Origin of the sequence: Bradyrhizobium barranii subsp. barranii (assembly GCF_017565645.3) — a bacterium.
GTDB lineage: Bacteria > Pseudomonadota > Alphaproteobacteria > Rhizobiales > Xanthobacteraceae > Bradyrhizobium > Bradyrhizobium barranii.
This window is the reverse complement of record NZ_CP086136.1, coordinates 1929969-1945598: the sequence shown is the minus strand read 5'-3', so window position 1 is coordinate 1945598 and position 15630 is coordinate 1929969. Positions and strand designations below refer to the sequence as shown.

Here is a 15630-nt window from a genome sequence, read left to right as displayed (position 1 = left end):
AAATTCTTTTGTTCGGATGTCACAACATATCTTTCAGGCCGAAGCGCATTGGAATGGTCTTCCAAGTGTCATACTGCTGCTTCGGCAGGAACGAATAGACCTGACACTGCACGATGGCGCGCTTGGCGCTCTCCGCCACCGCCTGAGCAATCGACCGAGACGGGCCGCGAACCGCGACGATAATCGGCTCGGACGCAAGCGAGCCGTCGATTTTCATCGGGATATCGATGTCAGCCTCGTATTGCTCGGCGTCTTGCCCGTTATAGGTGGGGGTGAAGCAGCGCCGGACCGCATTCGTGAACGCGCCTCCCCACGTCGCAACGTTGTTGGCAGCAGTCCCGGTCGTCGATCCCAGCGCAGCCGACGCATTCAGCGCCGCGCCGGAGAGCTCGTGCCGGGTCGCCGCGCGCTTGTCGAGGTCGCGCTGGATCTGCGCGGGATCGAAGCTGCGCTCCATGGGCTTCGGTTGCTGTTGCGGCTGCACCGCCGCGACCTTCTGCTCGACGGGCTTCGGCGGAGGCTTCTTGGTCTCCAGCTTCTTCTGGAGCTCGGCGATCGGATCTTCCTTCGCCGGATCAGGCTTCTTTTCCTGCGGCTTCGGCTCTTCTTTGGGCTTGGCCTCGGCAACGGGCTTGGGCGGCTCGGGCTTCTTCTCGACCGACTTCTCGACGGGTTTCGGCGGCGGCTCGGGCGTCGAGTTGGTCTTGATCAGCTCTTTCTTCTCGGTGACCTTGCCGACCGCATCTTCCTCGGGCTTGGCCTCGGCGATCTTCTCGACCTTGGGCTTCGGCTCTTCCTTCTTGCCGGTCTTCTGCCCCGACATCATCTGCGCAAGCTGATCGGTGGAGATGATGTCGATCGGAAGCGACTCTTCCGCGACAAAGGCCTTGCTGCTAAAGGTGACCAGTCCCCATCCAAGCACGAGGACGTGGAGGGCAATCGACGCAACGAGTGTCTTGTCGACGTTCACCTTCACCGGTTTACCCCTGATCCGCCTCGGTCACGAGCGCCAGCTTCTTGAAGCCCGCGCCGGACAACAGGCCCATGACCTTGGCCACCGTTCCGTAATCCGCCTTCTTGTCGGCGCGCAGATAGATGCGCTCCTCGAGCCCGCCGCGCGCGTCCGTGATCGCCTTCAGCTTCGGGATCAACTCGTTGATCGCGATCTCGGCGTCGTTGATGAACACCTTGCCCTTGATGTCGACCGACATCTGGATCGGCTTCTGGTCGTTGTTTTCGAGGCTCTTGGCCTGGGTCTGAGGCAGGTCGAGCGGCACGCCGACCGTCAACATCGGAGCCGACACCATGAAGATGATGAGCAGCACCAGCATCACGTCCACCATCGGCGTGACGTTGATCTCGGCCACGACGGGCTTGCGCCGGCCGCGGCGCCCGCCGCCTCCGGACGAACTAGCTACGTTCATCGCCATGATCGAGTGCCCAAATTGCCCCTCACACTATACATGCCGTCCGTCAGCCCCGCTCGTCGATCTGACGCGACAGAATGGCGGAAAATTCATCGGCGAAACCTTCCAGCCGCTGGGCCTGCCGGTTCACCTCGGAAGTGAACTTATTGTAGAAAATAGTGGCAGGAATGGCGGCGATAAGGCCGACGGCGGTCGCAAACAGCGCTTCCGCGATGCCCGGCGCGACCACCGCCAGGGAGGTATTTTTCGACGCCGCGATCGACTGGAAGCTCGACATGATGCCCCAGACCGTGCCGAACAGGCCGACAAAGGGGCCGGCGGAGCCGACGGTAGCGAGCACCAGCAGCCGGCGTTCCAGCCGCTCGACCTCGCGGGCGATCGAGACGTTCATCACCTTGTCGATGCGCATCTGAAGGCCCGCGACCGAGCGGGCGTGGCTCTCGAACGAGCGCTTCCACTCGCGCATGGCGGCGACGAAGCAGGCCGCCATGGAATGCGTCGGCTTGGCCGAGAGCGTGCGATAGAGCTCCTCGATCGACTCGCCGGACCAGAAGGCCTGCTCGAACCGGTCCATCGAGCGCCGCGTGCGTGCGTAAAGAAAGATCTTGTCGATCGCGATGGCCCAGACCCAGACCGAGCAGGCGAGAAGCCCCAGCATCACCGCTTTCACGATCCAGTGAGCCTGCCAGAACAGCGCAATCAGCGACACGTCCGCGGAAGCGGCAACCGGAAGGGCTGACTGAGCCACGTCGGCCGGATTCATAAGCAGTATCCTCTCAAGGCGATCATTTACCTGACCTCTCCGGCCAGCAAATGGCTGCCGGTTCCCCAACAGCCGCGCTAGCACCGGCGCGGCCGGCAAGCCCGCTCAAAGCCTTGTCTTTCTGGGGTGCAGGGGCTCGTCCAAAGCCGGCCGTCTGCATTCCCTGCCAAGATGTCAAAACTATGGGCCTTGAGCACGGCTCCGGGCACGACTGTCCGCAATTACCAGAGCCCGCCGATGGTTAACGTGCGGTTACCACGGCCGAATTTGGCTGCCGGAAAGGCAGGCAGCGCAGGCGGTTGGCCGCTTTGCCGCGGGACATGGCGGCGACGGATCGGAGCCGGGTCCACTGGCGAGGTCGGTTCCTTCCCCCCCTTGCGGGGGAGGGCTAGGGAGAGGGGTACCACACGAGGACTCCCGCCGTGATGAAATCGGACGCACGCAACGAGCACTTTTCCTGGGTTACCCCTCTGCCCCCCCCTCTCCCCAAGGGGGAGGGAGCGCAGTCGGACTCGTGGCGCTATGACACCGGGCACAACGGACGCCCCTTCTGGAACCTCCTCCCCTGCCCAGCCCGAAATCGCAGGGAACTTAGCGTGCGCCACAGCTACACCACGACCACATGCTCCATCTCGCATCTCACGGCGGGCACGAGCTGATAGGCTGCGCTCGCGGACAACAACGTGCCGGCATCACCGGCCCAGCCTGAGGAGCGTCCAGTGCCGAAACCACAAACCAATGTGCGGTGGATGGCCGCCGCGATCATATCGGTCAGCCTCGTCGCGTTCGGCGCCGCGCGCGCGGCGTCGGTCGCACCGGTCGCCGCGCAAAACGGCATGGTGGTGTCCGCGCAGCATCTGGCGACCCAGGTGGGCGTCGATGTGCTGAAGCGCGGCGGCAATGCCGTCGATGCCGCTGTGGCCGTCGGCTATGCCTTGGCCGTCGTCTATCCGGCCGCCGGCAATCTCGGTGGTGGCGGCTTCATGACGATCCAGCTCGCCGACGGCCGCAAGACCTTCGTCGATTTCCGCGAGACCGCGCCCAAGGCGGCGACGGCCAATATGTATCTCGACAAGGATGGCAACGTCATCAAGGGCATCTCGACCAAGGGGCATCTGGCTGTGGGTGTGCCAGGCTCCGTCTCGGGCATGGAATATGCGCGCGAAAAATACGGCACCATGAAGCGCGCCGACCTGCTCGCTCCCGCGATCCAGTTCGCCGAACAGGGATTTGTACTCGACCAGGGGGACATCGACCTGCTGCGCTCGGCAACCGACGATTTCAAGGACGATCCAGCATCGAGCGCGATCTTCCTCAACAACGGCCAGCCGTTCGGCGTGGGCGATCGACTGCTGCAATCCGAACTGGCGAAAACGCTGCGCGAGATCAGCAGCAAGGGCACCGACGGCTTCTACAAGGGCTGGGTCGGCAGCGCCATCGTGGCATCGAGCCAAGCCGGCAAAGGCCTGCTGACGCAGGACGACCTCGACGGCTACAGGACGCGCGAGCTCGCACCTGTCGAATGCGACTATCGCGGCTATCACGTGATTTCCGCGCCACCACCGAGCTCGGGCGGCGTCGTCATCTGCGAGATCCTGAATATCCTGGAGGGCTATCCTCTGAAGGAGCTGGGCTACCATTCCGCGCAGGCCGTCCACGTGCAGATCGAGGCCATGCGGCATGCTTACGTGGACCGCAACAGCTATCTCGGCGATCCGGATTTCGTGAAGAATCCGCTCGACCGCCTCCTCGACAAGAATTACGCCACCAAGATCCGTGCCGTGATCGATCCGAACAAGGCCGGGATCTCCAAGGACATCAAGCCGGGCGTCGCGCCGCACGAGGGCAACAACACCACGCACTATTCAATCGCGGACAAGGACGGCAACGCGGTATCGGTGACGTACACGCTGAACGATTGGTTCGGCGCCAAGGTGACGGCGGCCAAGACCGGCGTGCTGCTGAACGACGAAATGGACGACTTCACCGCCAAGATCGGGGTGCCGAACCTGTATGGCCTCGTGCAGGGCGAGGCCAACGCGATTGCACCCGGCAAGCGTCCACTGTCCTCGATGAGCCCGACCATCGTCACCAAGGACGGCAAGACCGTCATGGTGGTGGGCACACCCGGCGGCAGCCGCATCATCACGGCGGTCCTGCAGACCATGATCAATGCGATCGACTACGGCATGAACGCGCAGGAAGCCGTCGACATGCCGCGCATCCACCAGCAATGGCTGCCGGATATGACCAATGTCGAGGACTATGCGCTGTCACCGGACACGCGCAAGATCCTGGAAGGCATGGGCCACAAATTCGGGCCGCCGCAGCCGGCCAACCATCTCGCGGTCATCATCGTCGGCGCGCCGTCACTGAATGGCGAGCAAGTCGGCAACAACCGTTACTACGGTGCGAACGATCCACGCCGAAACTCGGGATTGGCCGCCGGGTATTGATCTACGCCACCCTTACGACTGTCATCCCCCGCGACCCGGCTACGCCAAGGCTTCGCCGGGGCTGCGGTCCAGGGGCGCCGAAGCTTTAGCGTAGGCGTCAAGCGGGGTATCCAGTACGCTGCGGCTCCTCCGCATCTCAATGCTGTCTCTGGAATACTGGATTGCCCGCCTTCGCGGGCAATGACGGCGGTAGAAATGGTCGAGGACCGCCCCTCACCATTTCTCCTTCGAGGTCCGCACGTCGAGCTCGAACGACCAGGCGCGCTCGGGTTGGCGATAGAGGAAGGCGAAGGCATCGACGATGCCATCGATGTCGATCAGGCTGTCCTCGCGGCCGGCCGCATCCGGGAACCGTGAAAATATCTTGTCGCCGGCGATCGCGCCGTCGACCACGACATGGCCGACATGGATGCCGTCGCTCGCGTATTCCTTGGCCATCGCCTGCGCCAGCGTGCGCAGGCCGGCCTTGGACGAGTTGAAGGCGCCGTAGCCAGAGCGTCCGCGCAGCGAGGCACTGGCGCCGGTGAACAGCAGCGTGCCGGTCTTCCTCGGCACCAAGCGGCGCACCGCCTCGCGGCCGAACAGGAAGCCGCCGAAGCAGACCACGCGCCAGGCGTTCTCGAAATAGTCGGCCTCCATCTCGATGATCTTGCCGGGCGTGTTGTTGCCGGCGTTGTAGATGGCGAGGTCGAGGTTGTCGCCGGCGGCATCGAACAGCGCGACGATGTCCCCCTCCCTGGTCGCATCGGCAACGAAGGGCACGGCTGCGCCGCCCGCCTTCGTGATGTCGTCTACAACGGCCTGCAAGGCAGACAGCGTCCGGCCCGCGACGATCACCTTGAGCCCATCGGCCGCAAGACGCTTGCACAGCCGGGCCCCGAGCCCGCGGTCCGGTCCAACGCCGATCACGATTGCCGTCTTCATTTGCATGTCTCCTAGGGATCGATTGATGGCTCAAGCCGCCGAGGCGGGCTCGGGGCAATTGGTCAATCGCGCGGGACTGCCGATCGCGGTGCAGCCGGCGGGCACGTCACCGGTCACAACAGTGCCGGCGCCGATCTTTGCGAAATCGCCGATATAGATGTCACCGAGAATGGTCGCGCCGCCGCCGATGTAGACACCGCGGCCGATGCGCGGCGAGCGCGTCGGCAATTCACCGCGACGGCCGATGCTGACGTTCTGGAGGATGGTGACCTCGTCGCCGATCACCACATTCGCACCAATCACGATGCCGGTGGCGTGGTCGAGATAGACGGACGATCCAATGGATGCGGCCGGATGAATGCTGACAAGAGGTTCGACGCCTCGTTCTGAAACAGCAGCGCCGCGTCGCGATGGTCACGACGCCAGAGCCAGTTCGAGACGCGCCAGGCTTGCAGCGCGACGTAGCCCTTGTAATGCAGCAGCGGCGGCAGCAGGTCGGTGATGGCGGGATCGCGCAATGCGATCGCCTGCAGATCCCGGCTGGCGGTTTCGATCAGGTCTGGCTCGCCTTGAAAGGCGTCGCGGGAATAGGACGTGAAGCGCGTGCGCCCGGTGGTGCCGCTGCCGAGCCGCTGCCCGATCAAATCGGCCAAGGCGGCGGCAAAATCATCATGAGCGAGAATGGCACGCGCAAGGGCCGTACCGAACACGGGGTCGGCATCAGCCGCGCGCTGCGCCTCGCTGCGGACCTGTTGCCAGAGGCCGTCGCTCGCCGTGATCGCAGCTTCCGCCATTGTCGCCTCCGGTCCGCCCACTCTTGTGAAGGCGAATATAGGCGGTCCGGGTCGGGGCGCCAGTCACGCCGCCGGGACGCGCTTGCTTTCGCCCTCAAGACCGGGCCGGGCCCGCTTGCGCAGGCTGAGCGCGTAGAGCCAGCCGCCCGCCGCGATGAGCACCGGCAGGACGAAGAGCGCGACATCGCGGAGCAGGATCATGGGGCGATGCTCCCCTTTGCCAACGAGACCGCGCGGCTGAGTGCGAACGAGGCGAACCAATAGAGATAAAGGCTGAGAAAGAACCGCCAGGATTCGCCGAGCTGCCACTGCGGATAGAGCTGGACTTCCGTCGGCCATCCATTGAGGAACGCGATCGCCACCGGCACGGTGTTTCCGAACCGGTCGAACAGCGCCGAGGCGCGCTCGAGGAGCGCGATGCGCTGGCTGATCTCTTTGCGTTCGGCGTTGGTCATGGTCGGGCCCGTCAGCGCGCGGGAGGTGCGCCGTCAGGGCTTGGTCGGGCCCGGCGCGGATCGGGTTCTACCGGTCCTGCACATGTACGTGATCAACGCCGCAGAACGCGCGCCCGCCGGCGCAGAGGCGAAAATGGCAATCGGGATCAGACGCGCAGCTGCCATAGACCAAGCCGATGTAGCCCAGCACCGCCAAGGCGGTCACGGCAAGCAGCAGGCGGGTGTAGAGGTCCATGATGCGCGTCGTCCAGCAGCGCGGCGGATTGAGGTGGCACGCGCAAGTCTTGGTGTCGGATCGTCGGCGGTTGGTTCGGGTCCCCAAAAACCAAACCGCCCGCCTGCGGGTTGCGCAGGCGGGCGGCTCGGGGCCATCAGGACTTTGGGGGCATGCGCCTGAAGGCTTTGAGAGGCAGACCCCGGATCAGCCTTTTTATATCAGCCTTGCGGCTGGTCGGTCGGCGGCGGGGTCGGGCGCGTCTTGTGCTGCGCCATGAACTGGTCGAACTCTTCCTTGTCCTTGGCGTGACGCAGACGGTCGAGGAAGTTCCTGAACTCGACCTGCTCTTCCTCAAGCCGCTGCAGCGTCTCGGTGCGGTATTCGTCGAAGGCACGGTTGCCGCTCGAGGGCGGGCCGAAGCCGAAGCCGAAACCACGGCGCTCCATGCGGCCGCGCATGCGGTCCATCTTGTACTGCATCCGCTCCATCTTGTTCTGCCAGCGATCCTGGTGGCTCCAGCAACCCATTTTTCTGCTCCCGAGTGTGAAAAAGAGAAGGGCAAGTCCGATCGGCCACCAGATGATGAAGCCGAGGATGGTCACGGCGATCCAGCCGGGATGCCAGGGCGTATCGAGCATGTGGGGGCGCTCATAGCGTTCGTCAGAGGAACCGCGCCATCGATTGACATCAGCGGTGTAGGCCATTTCCATCTCCATCACGGCACCAGCGCCGTTGTGAATGTAAATAACATTTACATAGCTAGACCATCCCGCGATTTTGTCAAGCCGGCCGCCTGACAGGGTCGCGGAATTATTTGCGCAATTTTATTTCGGCTTGCCCCAGGGGCCGCCGGGCGGCAGGCCAGAACCGGAGGATGCCTCCGGTGGCACCGGCGGCGGCTCGGCGCTTCTCGCCGGCGGACGGCGGTCGGTCGGGAAGCCCAAGCCGCGCAGATAGATCAGCACCTCGGCTTCGAGCAGGTCATCCGGCGACATCGGCAGTTTTCGCCGCGCGGCGTCGCCGCGTGAGAACAGCGAGGCCACGCCGTGCGCCATCGACCAGATGTGCAGCGCCATCATCATGGCCGGTGGCCGCGGCGTGCCGGGCGGCGCCAGCGCCGCAAGCCGCTCGGCGGCGGCGCGAATGATGTTGAAGGCGCGTTCACTGGCGGCCTGCAGGGCCGGATTTGAATCGACCGGCACGCCCGATTCGAACATCGCGTTGTAGAAGGCAGGCTCCTCGCGGGCAAAGGCGAGATAGGCCTTGCCGACGCGCTCGAACGCCGAGACCGTATCCGGGCGCCCGTCGTCCCAGGCCGCGGTCAGGCGCTGCTCGAACTGCTCGAAGCCGCGCTGCGCGATCGAGGACAGCAACTCCTCGCGGTCGCGGAAATGCCGGTAAGGCGCCGCCGCGCTGACGCCGGCCATGCGCGCGGCATCGGCAAAGGTGAAGCCGGCAGCGCCCTTCTCGGCGATCAGCCCGAGGGCAGCCTGCAACAGGGCTTCCTTCAGATTGCCGTGGTGATAGCCGCGCTCGGTGCGGCCCTGGTCCTTACGCCAGCTCATGTGAACAGCTTTTACATGAGCCGGGCGTGAAGTCACTAGCGCAGGCCGGATTTGATTAACCGGCCAACTCGTCATTCCGGGGGCGGCTCGACCCGGGGGCTGCTCGACGAGCCGAACCCGGAATCTCGAGATTTCCGGGCTCGCGTGTGCGCGCCCCCGGAATGACACGGCCTAGCCGACGGGAATCGGCAGCACCGGCATGATCTCGACGCGTTCGCCGGGGAAGATCGCGAAGTGCGGGTGGTTCTCGAACATCTTGGCCGCGGCCTCATGGGACGCGGCGCGGACCACGGTAAAGGCGCCCATCTCGTTCGCGATGTCGGCGACGCCCTTGCCGTCGACCTTCTTGGTCTTGCCGAGAGGGCCGCCCATGGCCTGGATCGCGCCCTGATGCTTCTCGACCCAGCCTTTCCAGGCCGCCATGCCCTCCTGCTCCTTCGCCTTCCGCGCGGTCTCGGACATCGCGTTCCATGCGGCCCATTGCGGGCTGGTCTTGCTGCCGAGGAAAACGGCGAGATAGGTATCGGTGCTCATTGGTTCTCTCCTTTGTTGATGGATGATGGATTGACGAGCCGCGAATTGATCCGCGGCCGTCTCGGCTGCGTCTTCAGATCGTCGAAACCGGCGGCGGCTGCCTGCACCTCCGGCGGAAAGTCGGCCATCTCCTGCACCTGCCGGATCTCGATGACTTCATTGGCGGAGGCCGGGCACTTCTTCGCCCAGGCGATCGCCTCCTCGCGCGAGGCAACCTCGATCATCCAGTAGCCGCCCAGAACTTCCTTGGCTTCGGCGAAGGGGCCGTCGGTCACGATGGGCGCGCCGGTCGCGAACGAGACGCGCGCGCCCATCGACGGCGGGTGAAGGCCGTCGAGCGTGATCAGCACGCCGGCATCCTTCAGCGCCTCGTTGTAGCGCATCATCGCGGCGACGCGTTCGGGATCGAGTTGCACGTCCGGCGGCGCGGTCTCGTAGCCGAGCGGAATCATCAGCATCATGAATCGCATGAGCAGTCCTTGTTTGCTTTGTCGTTTCGGGTTTGCGCGGCGCGGCGCCACCCCCGGAAGGACGGGAGCGGCGGCCCGGGCCGCCCACCCTTACCTCTAAGACGAACCAACCTTTACGGAACCGACAGGGTGATGAAAATTATTCCGGAGGTCATTGCGCCGGCCGCTAGCGCGGCTGTGGCAGGAAACGCCCATCCGTCCGGGCCGCGCCGAAATAGACGTCGATGCGGCTGACCTCGCCACCGGCAAAGGTGAAGAACTCCGTGTTGCGAAAGCTCCTGCCATCTTTCGCCAGACAGAGATAGGTGACGAAGGCCTCGTCGCCCCGGACGAAAATCCGCTCGATGTCGTGTCGCGCGATCCAGCCGGTGTCCTTCCAGCAGCGCTCGAAATAGGCCGCCTTGTCGAGGTCGTCGTCGAACGGACTGGTGAAGCGGAAATCGTCGGCCAGTGCGTCGGCGACCCGTTGCCGGTCGTTGCCGAGATAGGCTGCGAAGAGGTCTCGAATCAGGCGCTCGCGGTCGTCAGGCATTGATGGTCTCCGCGGAGAAGATCCTCTTGAAGACGATGCACGAACGCGTGCCCCGACATTGCTTGCCGAACTTCAACAGGGACGATGCGAAATTATCGCGAGGCGGGTCCGTACGACTACGGACCGACTATGTCCACCGCCGTGCATATAGGACGAGAATCTTCGAAAGCAGAACAACATGGCCGGCGCACGCGGAACCACGGAGACCACGCAGCTTGCTGCAAGGGTTTACAGTTGATCAACGCGTGCATGCAACTTTTTCGGGAAGGCCAATTGCAGCCCGGCCGACGCATAGTTGAACCATTCCGGGGACCTTCAAGTGTTCAATTTCAACAGCAAGGCCAAAGTCCAGCACGCGCTCGCAGAAGTCGACGCCCTTGATCGCTCGCAGGCCGTCATCGAATTCGATCTCGATGGCACCATCCTCGATGCCAACGAGAACCTTCTGAAAATGAGCGGCTATTCGCTCGCCGAGATCAAGGGCAAGCATCACAGCATTTTCGTCAGCCCGACTGAGCGCGAGAGCGCCCGCTACCGCGACTTCTGGGCCAGCCTGAACCGCGGCGAATTCCAGACCACGCAATACAAGCGCTTCGGCAAGAACGGCAAGGAAGTCTGGGTTCATGCCTCCTACGCCCCGCTGCTGGACAAGAACGGCAAGGTGGTCAGCTTCATCAAGTTCGCCACCGACATCACGGCGTACAAGATCAAGACCATGGAAGACTCCGGCAAGATCGCCGCGATCAACCGCGCGCAGGCCGTGATCGAGTTCAACATGGACGGAACCATCGTCACCGCCAACGAGAACTTCCTGGGCGCGATGGGCTATTCGCTCGACGAGATCAGGGGCAAGCATCACAGCATGTTCGTGACGCCCGAGGACCGCGTGAGCTCGGCCTATGCCGCGTTCTGGGCCAGGCTGAACCGCGGCGAGTTCGAGGCGGCCGAATACAAGCGGCTCGGCAAGGGGGCTAAGGAGATCTGGATTCTCGCGACCTACAACCCGATCCTCGACGAGACCGGCAAGCCGTTCAAGGTGGTGAAGTTCGCAACCGACATCACCGCGCAGAAGATGAAGGCCGCCGACAATGACGGCCAGCTCGCCGCGATCCAGAAGTCGCAGGCGGTGATCGAGTTCAACATGGACGGCACGATCCGAACCGCCAACGAGAATTTTCTCAAGGCGGTGGGCTATTCGCTGGCCGAGATCAAGGGCCAGCACCATTCCATGTTCGTCGAGCCGAACGAGAGGAATTCGGCTGCCTATCGCCAGTTCTGGCAGACGCTCAACCGCGGCGAATACCAGGCCGCCGAATACAGGCGGATCGCCAAGGGCGGCCGCGAAATCTGGATCCAGGCGTCCTACAATCCGATTCTGGATCTCAACGGAAAACCCTACAAGGTGGTGAAATACGCCACCGACATCACCGCGCAGGCGATCGGCCGCAAGAAGGCCGACAATGCGCGCGGGCTGATCGAGGCGGTCGCGGCCGGCAGCGAGCAGATGAGCGCCTCGATCCGCGAGATCTCCGAGACCATGGCGAAATCGCGCGAGACCTCCAAGGTCGCGACCACCAGGGTCGAGTCCGCGGACGGTCAGGCTCAGAAGTTGACTGCAGCGGCCCAGGCCATGAGCGGCATCGTTGAGATGATTTCGGGCATCACCAGTCAGATCAACCTGCTTGCGCTCAACGCCACGATCGAATCGGCGCGGGCGGGCGAAGCGGGCCGCGGCTTTGCCGTGGTCGCCTCCGAGGTGAAGAACCTCGCCAGCCAGGCCAAGCAGGCCACCGACACGATTACCTCCGAAATCGACGCGCTGAACACCATCTCGGGCGACGTTGCGAGCTCGCTCACCGCGATCAAGGCCGCGATCGCCGGCGTCAACGAGTTCATCGCCTCCACCGCAGCCGCAGTCGAGGAGCAGAGCATCGTGACCTCCGACATGTCGTCGAACATGCAGCGCGCATCGGCGGAGCTGGCGTAAGTTCTCGCTTTATCACGATCGCCGTCATCCTTCGAGGGCCGCTGAAGAAGCGGCCACTCTGGGGTGACGGTGAGAGAGACCGACGTCCTTATCCTACCGCTCCCAGCGTCGCGTTGCTTCACTCGCCCCTTCCGGCAGCATCTCGAAGACCGGCGAGGCCAACACCGCATGGACATGCAGCATGGTCGCTCCCGAATTGCGAAAACCGTGCTTGCGTCCGGCGGGAACCAGCAGCGCCTGTCCGGCCGTCACCGTGATACGCCGGGCTTCGATCCACATCTCCGCCTCGCCCGCCCGCACGGTGAGCACCTCCTCGACCGTGTGGCTGTGCGTCGGCGCGCCGGCGCCGGGATCGACCCATTGCTCGAAGATGCAGAGCGCGGTCGCGCCGTTGCGCGCGGATGTGACCATGCGGGTCTTCACACCTGGCCGCCAGTCCTCGAGCGGGATCGTGCTGGGATCGATGAGCATGGCCTGGAGCCCTTCTTGCCGGGACGAAAGCGAAGTAAAAGGAGCCGGCGCTCGTGCGCGCCCCTTTCGAACACAGGACAGATTAGCAAATGCCGCAGGCCCCACAAAACGTCGCCCTCGTCACCGGAGCCGCGCGAGGCATCGGGCTGGCGACGGCCAAGAAATTCCTGGCCGAAGGGTGGCGCGTCGCGCTGCTCGATATCGAGGGGGAGCTGCAGACGGGCGCGGCGGCGGCCCTGAAGAATCCCGATAACACGCTGGCAATCACCTGCGACGTGTCCGACGCGGCCGCCGTGGGAGCTGCAATGGCGGCGGTCATGAGCCGCTTCGGTCGGCTCGATGCTCTCGTCAACAACGCCGGCGTCGCTGTGTTCGCGCCAGTGCTGGAGACCAGCGACGCCGATTGGAACAGGATCATGGCGGTCAATCTCACCGGCCCGTTCCTGTGCACCAAGGCGGCCGCGCCGCTGATGCGCGAGCAAGGCGGCGGCGCCATCGTCAACGTCACCTCGATCTCGGCGGTGCGCGCCTCGACCCTGCGTTCGGCCTATGGCACCAGCAAGGCGGGCCTTGCGCACCTGACCAAGCAGCTCGCGGTCGAGCTCGCCTCGCTCAACATCCGCGTCAACGCAGTCGCGCCGGGGCCGGTCGACACCGCGATGGCGAAGCAGGTGCACAGCAGGGAGATCCGCGCCGACTATCACGACGCCATTCCGCTCAACCGCTACGGCCTGGAGGAGGAACTCGCCGAAGCGATCTATTTCCTGTGCTCGGAACGATCGAGCTACATCACCGGCCAAATTTTGGCCGTCGATGGCGGCTTCGATGCGGCTGGCATCGGCCTGCCGACGCTGCGCGGCGAACGGCGGAACGGGTGAACGTCGTAGGGTGGGCAAAGGCGCGCAAGCGCCGCGCCCACCTTCCCTCCAGATTTGCGATGCCATTGGTGGGCACGCTACGCTTTGCCCACCCTACGGGATCGAGTTAGTGGAGTGCTCCATGCGACGCATGTTCTTTGTGGGTGCCTGGATGCTCGCATCTGCGCTCTTTACCACTACCCCCGCCATGGCCGAAATCCGCATCATCCAGTCGCCCGGCGGACAGGTCGGGCCGTTCCTCGACCTGTTCGAGCAGGTGCGCGAGAGCGGCGAGCGCGTGGTGATCGACGGTCCGTGCCTGTCCGCCTGCACGCTGGTGCTCAGCATCGTGCCGGGCGAGCGCATCTGCGTCACCAAACGCGCGGTACTCGGCTTCCACGCGGCGCGTTCGGTCGACCGGCGTGGGCGTTTTTATGCCGAGCCCGAAGCCTCCGACGCGGTGCTGCAGGCCTATCCCGGCCCGGTGCGCGACTGGATCAGCCGGCACGGTGGCCTCTCGTCCAGATTGCTTTTGCTGAAGGGCCGCGACCTTGCGGCGATCTATCCGCGCTGCCGCTGAGCAACAGGCGCCCGCCAGCGATGTGACCGGTTGCATCCGCCGCTGTCCGGCGATTAGGCAGTTTTGCAAAATTACGACGATCCGGACACGAAATCCGCTCAACCGCTTGGCAATGCCTGCCCAATTTACGCGGTTTGCGGCTCTTCCCGACCATCTATGATGGTCCCGTCCAGATTGAGGCCGCTCGGGTCACGATGGCTGCAGGGCCGTCATAATCTCAGCAATGGTCACAGACTAGGATGGTTTCGCTTTTTCAAGATTACAGATGTGGACGGCCCCCCGCTTGTCAGGATTATAGCAGACTTCTGGCCAGATCGCTTGCTATCAGATGTCCGGCCTGTTTGCGCGGACAAAGCCCGCTGGCCAAGATGGTGTTCGCTACGCACGCTCCAAGCACATAGGCGACATTCGTGATGCCAGTGTAATCTACGGAAGCTCGCGCGTATCGACCGATCGGTCCACCTTCCATCTACTGCGTCCTGCAAGTTCGTGGGTTATCCGGCGAGCAATCTCGACCGGTACACCGAGTTCAGATCAGATGGGCATGGCGGCTACCGGCCGGTTGTACACGCCACCCGATATCATCAAGCGCCAGGCGATACGGGCGAACTTGTTGGCTAAGGCCACCGCGACCAACTTCGGCGGCTTTCGCTCCAGCAGCGAAGTGAGCCAGGGTGTCGGCTTATGACGGCCCTTTCGAATGTGCCTCAGCAGCGCAGTCGCGCCGACAATCAACGTCGATCGGAGCATTGAATCTCCGGCCTTTGTGATACCGCCATATCGTTGCCGGCCGCCAGTTGAGTGATCCTTGGGTGTCAGTCCGAGCCAAGCCGCGAAGTCGCGGCCTGATCTGAACGTCTCCGGCGGGGGCGCCTTCATGCTTAGCATGGACGACCCAATCGGACCGACGCCGGGAATCGTCGCGATCCGCCTGCTGACATCATCCTCACGATGCCACTTCATCAGCTTGGCTTCGATCTTTGCCAGGCGGGCTTCGACCGCGGCATACTCCTCCGCTTGAAGGCGGAAGAGATCCCGCGCCATTTCCGGTAAGTTGTCATCCTCGAGCACCCGCTTGATAAGAGCCGTGACGTTCTGCCGACCGGCGGGGCCAACGATGCCAAACTCAGCCGCATAACTCCTGAAGGCATTAGAAAGCTGGGACTTCACGCTGACCAGGCGTTCCCGCACGGTCATCAACATGCAGGCCGCTTGCCGTTCTTTTGACTTCACCGGTACAAACCGCATACTCGGCCGGGTGACCGCCTCGCACAGCGCCTCGGCATCGGCCGCGTCGTTCTTGCCGCGCTTTACGAAAGCCTTCACATATTGGGGGCGGGATCAGCTTCACTTCATGACCAAACGACTGCAGCAGGCGCGCCCAGTGATGCGAACTGCCGCAGGACTCGATGGCGACGAGGACCGGCGGAAGGCGCTCGAAGTAGCGGATCATCTCGGCTCGCCGAAACTGCCGCCGGACAACTACCGCCTCGTTCTCGTCAACACCGTGAAGCTGGAAGACCGACTTGGAAGTATCCATACCGATACGAATGGGAAGATTCATCAGACTTTCCTCTCATCTAGCTATGACGCCGGAG

General features: G+C 63.7%; 17 protein-coding genes and 2 pseudogenes. 4 read left to right on the top strand and 15 right to left on the bottom strand.

Annotated features, from left to right (window positions below; genetic code table 11):
* Nucleotides 1–19: 19 nt before the first annotated feature.
* Genes J4G43_RS09585 through tolQ form a run of 3 tightly spaced genes read right to left on the bottom strand, consistent with a single transcriptional unit; the run spans nucleotide 20 to nucleotide 2190 of the window.
* Nucleotides 20–976: a protein TolA gene (locus tag J4G43_RS09585; RefSeq protein ID WP_208084634.1), complete on the bottom strand. Its 957-nt coding sequence runs from the start codon at nucleotides 974–976 to the stop codon at nucleotides 20–22.
* Nucleotides 977–980: 4 nt separating this feature from the next.
* The gene (tolR, locus tag J4G43_RS09580) at nucleotides 981–1430 is read right to left on the bottom strand and encodes a protein TolR (RefSeq protein WP_028152217.1); all 450 of its coding nucleotides are present in this window, start codon (nucleotides 1428–1430) and stop codon (nucleotides 981–983) included.
* A 43-nt stretch (nucleotides 1431–1473) separates the two neighbouring features.
* Nucleotides 1474–2190: a protein TolQ gene (gene tolQ, locus J4G43_RS09575; protein WP_014492404.1), complete on the bottom strand. Its 717-nt coding sequence runs from the start codon at nucleotides 2188–2190 to the stop codon at nucleotides 1474–1476.
* A gap of 749 nt (nucleotides 2191–2939) precedes the next feature.
* Between tolQ and ggt the strand changes: the two genes are divergently transcribed.
* Entirely contained in the window at nucleotides 2940–4646 is a 1707-nt protein-coding gene (ggt, locus tag J4G43_RS09570; RefSeq protein WP_208089276.1) for a gamma-glutamyltransferase, read from the top strand.
* A gap of 213 nt (nucleotides 4647–4859) precedes the next feature.
* On the opposite strand, the gene J4G43_RS09565 is transcribed toward ggt, so the two are convergent.
* The 10 genes and pseudogenes from J4G43_RS09565 to J4G43_RS09520 form a co-directional block, all read right to left on the bottom strand.
* The gene (locus J4G43_RS09565; protein ID WP_208084633.1) at nucleotides 4860–5570 is read right to left on the bottom strand and encodes an SDR family NAD(P)-dependent oxidoreductase; all 711 of its coding nucleotides are present in this window, start codon (nucleotides 5568–5570) and stop codon (nucleotides 4860–4862) included.
* A 30-nt stretch (nucleotides 5571–5600) separates the two neighbouring features.
* Nucleotides 5601–6364 (bottom strand): annotated as a pseudogene (locus J4G43_RS09560) (serine O-acetyltransferase).
* A 63-nt stretch (nucleotides 6365–6427) separates the two neighbouring features.
* On the bottom strand, nucleotides 6428–6565 hold the full coding sequence (locus J4G43_RS09555) for a hypothetical protein (RefSeq protein WP_187387923.1): 138 nt from the start codon (nucleotides 6563–6565) through the stop codon (nucleotides 6428–6430).
* Entirely contained in the window at nucleotides 6562–6819 is a 258-nt protein-coding gene (locus J4G43_RS09550) for a hypothetical protein (protein ID WP_208084632.1), read from the bottom strand. The genes J4G43_RS09555 and J4G43_RS09550 overlap by 4 nt, the downstream gene beginning before the upstream one ends.
* A gap of 67 nt (nucleotides 6820–6886) precedes the next feature.
* On the bottom strand, nucleotides 6887–7054 hold the full coding sequence (locus tag J4G43_RS09545; RefSeq protein WP_144030761.1) for a hypothetical protein: 168 nt from the start codon (nucleotides 7052–7054) through the stop codon (nucleotides 6887–6889).
* A gap of 200 nt (nucleotides 7055–7254) precedes the next feature.
* The gene (locus J4G43_RS09540) at nucleotides 7255–7740 is read right to left on the bottom strand and encodes a DUF2852 domain-containing protein (protein ID WP_028152211.1); all 486 of its coding nucleotides are present in this window, start codon (nucleotides 7738–7740) and stop codon (nucleotides 7255–7257) included.
* Nucleotides 7741–7860: 120 nt separating this feature from the next.
* On the bottom strand, nucleotides 7861–8601 hold the full coding sequence (locus J4G43_RS09535) for a TetR/AcrR family transcriptional regulator (protein ID WP_071909737.1): 741 nt from the start codon (nucleotides 8599–8601) through the stop codon (nucleotides 7861–7863).
* A gap of 171 nt (nucleotides 8602–8772) precedes the next feature.
* Complete coding sequence (locus tag J4G43_RS09530; protein ID WP_208084631.1) at nucleotides 8773–9135, bottom strand: YciI family protein; 363 nt, start codon at nucleotides 9133–9135, stop codon at nucleotides 8773–8775.
* Nucleotides 9132–9605 (bottom strand): YciI family protein, encoded by a 474-nt coding sequence (locus J4G43_RS09525; RefSeq protein WP_225004771.1) that lies wholly within the window; start codon nucleotides 9603–9605, stop codon nucleotides 9132–9134. The genes J4G43_RS09530 and J4G43_RS09525 overlap by 4 nt, the downstream gene beginning before the upstream one ends.
* A gap of 166 nt (nucleotides 9606–9771) precedes the next feature.
* Nucleotides 9772–10137: a nuclear transport factor 2 family protein gene (locus J4G43_RS09520; RefSeq protein WP_208084630.1), complete on the bottom strand. Its 366-nt coding sequence runs from the start codon at nucleotides 10135–10137 to the stop codon at nucleotides 9772–9774.
* A gap of 319 nt (nucleotides 10138–10456) precedes the next feature.
* Between J4G43_RS09520 and J4G43_RS09515 the strand changes: the two genes are divergently transcribed.
* On the top strand, nucleotides 10457–12124 hold the full coding sequence (locus tag J4G43_RS09515) for a methyl-accepting chemotaxis protein (RefSeq protein WP_208084629.1): 1668 nt from the start codon (nucleotides 10457–10459) through the stop codon (nucleotides 12122–12124).
* 93 nt (nucleotides 12125–12217) lie between these two features.
* Here J4G43_RS09515 and J4G43_RS09510 read toward each other — a convergent pair whose 3' ends face one another.
* A complete protein-coding gene (locus tag J4G43_RS09510) occupies nucleotides 12218–12595 on the bottom strand; it encodes a cupin domain-containing protein (RefSeq protein ID WP_208084628.1) in 378 nt (125 codons plus the stop codon).
* An 89-nt stretch (nucleotides 12596–12684) separates the two neighbouring features.
* Between J4G43_RS09510 and J4G43_RS09505 the strand changes: the two genes are divergently transcribed.
* Together J4G43_RS09505 and J4G43_RS09500 are read left to right on the top strand one after the other, a co-directional pair.
* A complete protein-coding gene (locus J4G43_RS09505; RefSeq protein ID WP_208084627.1) occupies nucleotides 12685–13473 on the top strand; it encodes an SDR family NAD(P)-dependent oxidoreductase in 789 nt (262 codons plus the stop codon).
* A 130-nt stretch (nucleotides 13474–13603) separates the two neighbouring features.
* Nucleotides 13604–14032 (top strand): hypothetical protein, encoded by a 429-nt coding sequence (locus J4G43_RS09500; RefSeq protein ID WP_371498094.1) that lies wholly within the window; start codon nucleotides 13604–13606, stop codon nucleotides 14030–14032.
* Between the two features lie 534 nt (nucleotides 14033–14566).
* Here J4G43_RS09500 and J4G43_RS09495 read toward each other — a convergent pair.
* Nucleotides 14567–15596: pseudogene (locus tag J4G43_RS09495) on the bottom strand (IS110 family RNA-guided transposase).
* Between the last annotated feature and the right edge of the window lie 34 nt (nucleotides 15597–15630).

Excerpts from the sequence above, each read along its gene's own strand:
- J4G43_RS09500 (WP_371498094.1), top strand. The coding sequence starts at position 13,604 with ATGTTCTTTGTGGGTGCCTGGATGCTCGCATCTGCGCTCTTTACCACT.
- tolR (WP_028152217.1), bottom strand. The coding sequence starts at position 1,430 with ATGGCGATGAACGTAGCTAGTTCGTCCGGAGGCGGCGGGCGCCGCGGC.
- J4G43_RS09530 (WP_208084631.1), bottom strand. The coding sequence starts at position 9,135 with ATGAGCACCGATACCTATCTCGCCGTTTTCCTCGGCAGCAAGACCAGC.
- J4G43_RS09535 (WP_071909737.1), bottom strand. The coding sequence starts at position 8,601 with ATGAGCTGGCGTAAGGACCAGGGCCGCACCGAGCGCGGCTATCACCAC.
- J4G43_RS09565 (WP_208084633.1), bottom strand. The coding sequence starts at position 5,570 with ATGAAGACGGCAATCGTGATCGGCGTTGGACCGGACCGCGGGCTCGGG.
- J4G43_RS09540 (WP_028152211.1), bottom strand. The coding sequence starts at position 7,740 with ATGGCCTACACCGCTGATGTCAATCGATGGCGCGGTTCCTCTGACGAA.
- J4G43_RS09525 (WP_225004771.1), bottom strand. The coding sequence starts at position 9,605 with ATGCGATTCATGATGCTGATGATTCCGCTCGGCTACGAGACCGCGCCG.
- ggt (WP_208089276.1), top strand. The coding sequence starts at position 2,940 with ATGGCCGCCGCGATCATATCGGTCAGCCTCGTCGCGTTCGGCGCCGCG.
- J4G43_RS09550 (WP_208084632.1), bottom strand. The coding sequence starts at position 6,819 with ATGACCAACGCCGAACGCAAAGAGATCAGCCAGCGCATCGCGCTCCTC.
- J4G43_RS09545 (WP_144030761.1), bottom strand. The coding sequence starts at position 7,054 with ATGGACCTCTACACCCGCCTGCTGCTTGCCGTGACCGCCTTGGCGGTG.
- J4G43_RS09520 (WP_208084630.1), bottom strand. The coding sequence starts at position 10,137 with ATGCCTGACGACCGCGAGCGCCTGATTCGAGACCTCTTCGCAGCCTAT.
- tolQ (WP_014492404.1), bottom strand. The coding sequence starts at position 2,190 with ATGAATCCGGCCGACGTGGCTCAGTCAGCCCTTCCGGTTGCCGCTTCC.
- J4G43_RS09510 (WP_208084628.1), bottom strand. The coding sequence starts at position 12,595 with ATGCTCATCGATCCCAGCACGATCCCGCTCGAGGACTGGCGGCCAGGT.
- J4G43_RS09555 (WP_187387923.1), bottom strand. The coding sequence starts at position 6,565 with ATGATCCTGCTCCGCGATGTCGCGCTCTTCGTCCTGCCGGTGCTCATC.
- J4G43_RS09505 (WP_208084627.1), top strand. The coding sequence starts at position 12,685 with ATGCCGCAGGCCCCACAAAACGTCGCCCTCGTCACCGGAGCCGCGCGA.